Below are 5,528 nucleotides of genomic sequence, written 5' to 3' on the forward strand. Positions count from 1 at the left end.
TCTTCAAATGCCCCAAGTGCGGTTGGAAAGCCGATAGGGATTATAATTCCACCCTCAATCACTTAAGGAGGGCAGGCTGGGAGCCAGCCGCAGTGCCCGTGGAGCTCCACCCACTACCCGTAGCCCTCGGCCACGGGCAAGGTGGGGCAAGGAAGCGGGAAACCCCACCCCTTCCAGGGGCGGGGTAGCTCACATTCGGCACCACCTTAGGTGGTACCTCAATGAAGATTCATGGTGGGTTAGCCAAGCCAGGTATCTTGGACTTCAGCTCCAACCTAAACCCACTGGCCCCTCCAGGATTCGCCATTGAACTTATTAGGGGATGCGACTACTCAACATACCCAGACTACTACTACACCGAGCTACGTGCTGCAATAGCCAGGTTCAACGGCGTTAATGAGGATGACGTGGTTCCCACCAACGGCGCCTCTGAGGGCCTATACGCCTCTTTAATGGCAGCTAGGCTTCTTGGTTTAAGGGGGTGCGTCATTGTTTCACCCAACTACGGTGACCTTGAGTTTGAGGATTACTGCAGGCTTATTGGCTTTAGGGTTACCCACCATGTTATGCCCCACGGTGAATCATCATTCACCCTCGGCGACGTGAATGCTGGGGAGGGTGAGGTGGTGCTTCTGAGCAATCCAAGTAACCCAACGGGTACCCTACACGGCAGGGATGAGCTACTTGAGATTGCTGACGCCGCCGGCTTACTCATAGTTGATGAGGCCTACATTAACCTATCTGACGACCCATCCATGAGCCTAATGGGTAGTGGCCATGGTAAGGTGGTTGTGGTTAGGTCCTTAACTAAGGAGCTTGGACTACCTGGGTTGAGGGTAGGCTACCTGTACTCAACCAATGACCACCTAGTGGAGCTGGTGAGGGCCATACTACCCTCGTGGAACGTGAACAACTGTGCTGATGAAGTTGTTAAGGGGGTTTATGGCAAATACGCCGAGGCCTACTCAGCCTTCCTAAAGGAGTCGAGGACTGAGATACCTAGGCTTAGGGAGTTCCTGGTTAATGGCCTTAGTGAACTGGGTTTCAGGGTATACGCCTCTAGGGCAAATTTCATACTGGCCGAGGCGCCGATTGATGCCGAGAGGCTTTACGGGGAATTGCTTAATAGGGGTATTGCAATTAGAACCCCCAGGGGCTTCATTGGACTTGGGGGTAGGCACGTTAGGATAGCGGTGAGGGGTGTTGAACATGAGGAGAGGCTTATCAGCGAGGTTAAGGGAATCCTTAGCAGGGTTTAGGAGCCTACTAACCTTCCTAACCATAATACCCGCCGGGGGTGAGTTTAACCTGGCCCCAAGGCACTTCTACTGGACACCCCTCATAGGCCTAATTGAGGGTTTACTCTCAACACCACCACTACTGATCAGTAGGCCAATTGGAGTTGCATTAGCCGTGGCGTTAATGTACATTATCAATGGCTTCCAACACATGGACGGCTTCCTGGACTTCGGTGAAGTACTGCTAACGGGTAGGAGGGGGGAGGAGGCTGTTAGGGTGCTTAAGGACCCACATAGGGGGGCCTTTGCACTGGCCCTCGGCCTAATAGACCTGGTCCTGGTTTACTCCTCAGTTTCATCAATGGGTAAAGTGGCTATGGTAACCTTACCCATCGCCGAATCATCGGCGGCATATGCAATGTTCATGACAGCCCACCTCGGTAAGCCGGGTGAGTCTGGGGTTGGTAAACTATTTGTGATGGGGTCGAAGGGTGGGGTTAACCTGGCGTTATCAACCATAATTTACCTAGTATCAACAGCGGCTGTACCCCTCATATACCACTGGGACTTACCCACCCTCATACTACTCGTACCGGTTAGCCTACTAACAGCCATAGTGGTGGCACTGCTGGTGACTAGACTGAGTAATTTAAGGTTAGGCTTCGTTAACGGTGACGTGTTAGGCTTCTCCTTCGAGTCAAGTAAGGTTACATTACTGGTAATCTACTCCATAATGATTTACGCAGCCTCACTCAGCTAATGGAACTTCCAGGAGAATAGGGCCTTAAGCATGTGATGAAGACGCAAGCCGTTGGTATCAAATACGCAACGGGTGAATGACCCCCTCCTCGCCCTAGAGGGGTGGGGTTTAATCTTGGGGGTCTTGGTTGTTGCCCCCTCCATGGGGGTTAATGGTTTCACACCGTTAGTAGTGACTATGAAGCTCAGTATTTTTGTTGGCATTGGTGTTTCGTAGCTTGCTTTCTTTGCTATGTTTCTTGCTGCGTTTAAGTCAGCATTGATTTTAGCTTTTCACATACGTAGAGTCCTCTCTTGATTCTTGGGCACCACTAGGCAGTAGCCTAAGCCTAACCGTACGCATTTCCTCATTCCCATTCCTTGATTTCCCACCTCTACCCTTCGATTTAGGAGTGGAGGAGGAAGGTGTGCCTGGGTTGGTGGTAAGGGTGGGGTATCGACCCACTGGCTCATCCAAGGCGAGGAAACCCCCTCCCGGAGGCACCAACCCAAGCACCAAGAAAAGCTAAGCAAAGGAGGAATTAAAACATAACCAGAAACAAAAATACCAACCAAAAGACTAAAACTTTAAACAAACAAAGAAACAACACCACCCTAAAAGGCGAGACTTAGCATCATGGGTCACGGTGGTCTAATGTTAGGAACTGGGTAATCTCCTTATTAACCTTCTTAGTTCCCTATGGGTCATTAATCTAGTGCAGTTTTCAAACCACACATAATACCTACAGGAGTCGATGGGTATGGTTAATACTCTACCTGTTTCGGTAAGTAGGCTTATGGTGTCCTCGGTATGGTTAACTACAAGCCCCCTTAACCCATTCATGTTACTATTCCTGCAGTCAATTAATTCAACCCTAACCACCACAATGCTGGATCACCACTCCACTAATAAGTGTTAGGTTGAGGACCGAGGATGTACCCCGCCCGGAGGGGCTGGGATCACAGGTGGGGTATCCCCCAACTCACCCTCACCCACGCCTACGGGGATATACCTAAAGTTGGGTGGGTTTTAAAACCCTTGCCTCATCCACGCCCAATAGGTATGCTTAATAAGCCGGTTATTGGATAGAAATCAGTGATTTATGATGAAGGCGGTCAGGTTCTATGGGCCAGGTAAACCCCTAATCATAGAGGAGGTCCCCAAACCAGCCCCAGGCCCTGGGGAGGTGCTCGTTAGGGTTAATGCCGCTGGTGTTTGCCACACGGACCTTCACTTCATCGATGGCGTGCTTAACCTGGGTGTTGCGCCAATCACCCTTGGCCATGAGATAGCTGGGACCATTGAGGAGGTTGGGCCGGGGGTAACTGAGGTTAAGGTTGGTGACAGGGTCATTGTTTACTACTACGTTGGCTGCGGTAGATGCAGGTTCTGCCTGAGGGGTGAGGAGAACCTGTGCGAAAACCCCAAGGCCGAGTACGGGTTCATAACCGATGGAGGTTATGCCCAGTACGTTAAGGTACCGGCTAGGAACGCTGTGAAGCTACCCGATAACATAACCTTCGAGCAGGCAGCCCCCATAGGGTGTAGCGTGACCACAGCCATACACGCCACCAGGAGGGCAATGCCCAACGTGGGCGACTACGTGGTTGTCTACGGGGTTGGGGCGGTGGGCTTTGCCTTAATCCAGTACAATAAGTTGATCGGCGCCGAGGTAATAGCCGTGGGTAGGACCGACTCGAAGCTTAGGCTGGCTAGGGAGTTGGGCGCTGACTACGTCATAAACGCTAGGGTTGAGGATGCGGTGAAGAGGGTTAAGGAAATAACCAATGGTAAGGGCGCGGATGTGGTTTACGAGTTGGTGGGTTCAAGGGAAACCATGAACAACTCGGTTAGGATGCTGGCCAGGAGGGGGAGGCTGGTGTTCATAGGGTATGGCTTCGATAAGCTTGAGGTTAACCCACTCGACCTGGTGGTTAAGGAGGCCACCATAACCGCATCGGTTGGTAACACCCTCGAGGAGTTGATTGAGGCCGTTAAACTCGTCTCGGAGGGCAAGATTAAGGTAATCGTGGATAGGGTCTCCAGTTTAGGTAAAATCAACGAGGAGCTTGATAGGTTGAGGAGGGGTGAGGCCCTGGGTAGGATAGTGATTGACCCGTGGGCCTAGGGTTAACCACGGCAAGGAGCCTAGGTAAAGGTTATAAAGGCGAACCTATATTGGGGTGGTAATGTCTAAGAAGCCTGAGACGAAGGCTGAGGGCAAGCCGGCGGCCAAGGCTGCTGAGGCGGCTCCACCTGCAGCTGCAGCCGGCGCTGAGGCTGAGGAGGGGGCTGAGGCGGGTAGGAGGGGTTGGATAATGCCAACCCCCATCCCCCAGGAGGAGTGGAAGAACTTTAGGTATAGGGGCTTCACCTTCGATGAATTAATGAGGATGCCCATGAACGAGTTCATTAAGCTACTCCCCGCAAGGCAGAGGCGAACACTGAGGAGGGGGCTTAGGCCATGCCACAGGCAGCTGCTTGAGAAGATTAGGAAAGCCAAGGCGCTCGCAGCTAAGGGCAAGGTTATCCCGGTTAGGACGCATTGCAGGGACATGATAATACTCCCCGAGATGGTTGGCTTAACTATACAAGTCTACAATGGGATAACCTTCATACCAGTACCCATATCCCCATGGCACATTGGTCATTACCTAGGGGAATTCGCCCTAACGGCTAAGATAGTTCAGCATGGTGAACCTGGGCTAAAGGCGTCAAGGTCAACGCTACACATAGCCGCTAAGTGAGGTGAGTACTCATGGCGCAGTCCAGTAAACTCGTGGTTGAGCTCCAGGAAAGGCCAAGACCAGGGGAAGTAGTTATGCTGCCTAATGGCGAGAAGGTTAGGGTTAGGCACGTGGGGATACCGTGGCTACTGCCACCCAAGGCCGTTTGCAACGACGAGAGGTGCCCATGGCATGGGCACGTTAAGGTTAGGGGAACTATAATTGAGGGTAGGGTGGTTAGCATCTACATGGGGCAGGTCGTGGTTCAGCACGAGTGGCTTCACTACTCACCAAAATACAAGAGGTACATTAGGAAGAGGAAGAATATACACGCCCACTTACCCCCATGCATAAAGGTTAATGTTGGTGATCAGGTGATATTAGGTGAGGTAAGGCCACTTACCAAGTTCATATCGTTCGTAGTCCTTGGTAAGAGACCGGACGACGTTACGACAGTTAACCCTGAGGTTATTGGGCTTCAGAACCAAGGCCAGTAAAAGGCAAGCAACCTTACCACCTCTCACTAGGTTGAACGGCTTGCTTTTCAACTCAACTTTAATCCTTACCCTGAGAATGGGGCTGTTTAGGTTTTCATAATCATTTGTAGTGCTTATTTTTGTTAATGGTTAATCCCCAGTTAGATTTAAAAACTAACTCTAGCACTTCTTAACAGTGCCCCTGGGGTCCCGAGATCCGTAGTGGCTAGGAACCCCCGGCGACAGGGCGGGAGCCACTGCGGTGAGGGGGCCTGGGGCGACCGTCGAGAAGGAGACGGTGGAGACAACAAACCTCTACCATCTCCGGAGAGACGGTTACCTAACCAGT

The 5,528-nt window shown here is 51.7% G+C and carries 6 protein-coding genes and 1 pseudogene; 6 read left to right on the forward strand and 1 reads right to left on the reverse strand.

The window, feature by feature from the left end:
- From AAX04_RS12425 to AAX04_RS11245, 3 genes and pseudogenes are all read left to right on the forward strand, one after another.
- A pseudogene (locus tag AAX04_RS12425) lies at window positions 1-188 on the forward strand (RNA-guided endonuclease TnpB family protein); the annotation flags it as partial.
- Between the two features lie 33 nt (window positions 189-221).
- Complete coding sequence (locus tag AAX04_RS11240; protein ID WP_066798325.1) at window positions 222-1,259, forward strand: histidinol-phosphate transaminase; 1,038 nt, start codon at window positions 222-224, stop codon at window positions 1,257-1,259.
- Window positions 1,210-1,998 (forward strand): adenosylcobinamide-GDP ribazoletransferase, encoded by a 789-nt coding sequence (locus AAX04_RS11245; protein WP_066798327.1) that lies wholly within the window; start codon window positions 1,210-1,212, stop codon window positions 1,996-1,998. The genes AAX04_RS11240 and AAX04_RS11245 overlap by 50 nt, the downstream gene beginning before the upstream one ends.
- 636 nt (window positions 1,999-2,634) lie before the next feature.
- On the opposite strand, the gene AAX04_RS11255 is transcribed toward AAX04_RS11245, so the two are convergent.
- Window positions 2,635-2,859 carry a ribonuclease P protein subunit gene (locus AAX04_RS11255; protein ID WP_156519845.1) on the reverse strand — a complete coding sequence of 75 codons (225 nt, stop codon included), beginning with the start codon at window positions 2,857-2,859 and terminating at the stop codon, window positions 2,635-2,637.
- Window positions 2,860-3,082: 223 nt separating this feature from the next.
- Here AAX04_RS11255 and AAX04_RS11260 point away from each other — a divergent pair, with 223 nt between their 5' ends.
- The 3 genes from AAX04_RS11260 to AAX04_RS11270 all read left to right on the forward strand — a co-directional run bounded on the left by AAX04_RS11260 (window position 3,083) and on the right by AAX04_RS11270 (window position 5,200).
- Window positions 3,083-4,105 (forward strand): alcohol dehydrogenase catalytic domain-containing protein, encoded by a 1,023-nt coding sequence (locus AAX04_RS11260; protein WP_066798333.1) that lies wholly within the window; start codon window positions 3,083-3,085, stop codon window positions 4,103-4,105.
- A 190-nt stretch (window positions 4,106-4,295) separates the two neighbouring features.
- Window positions 4,296-4,724, forward strand: a complete 429-nt coding sequence (locus AAX04_RS11265; RefSeq protein ID WP_066798335.1) for a 30S ribosomal protein S19 — start codon at window positions 4,296-4,298, stop codon at window positions 4,722-4,724.
- A gap of 11 nt (window positions 4,725-4,735) precedes the next feature.
- A complete protein-coding gene (locus AAX04_RS11270; protein WP_084761508.1) occupies window positions 4,736-5,200 on the forward strand; it encodes a 30S ribosomal protein S17 in 465 nt (154 codons plus the stop codon).
- Window positions 5,201-5,528 lie beyond the last annotated feature (328 nt).

This window comes from Caldivirga sp. MU80 (assembly GCF_001663375.1).
In the GTDB taxonomy this organism is placed as follows: Archaea; Thermoproteota; Thermoprotei; order Thermoproteales; family Thermocladiaceae; genus Caldivirga.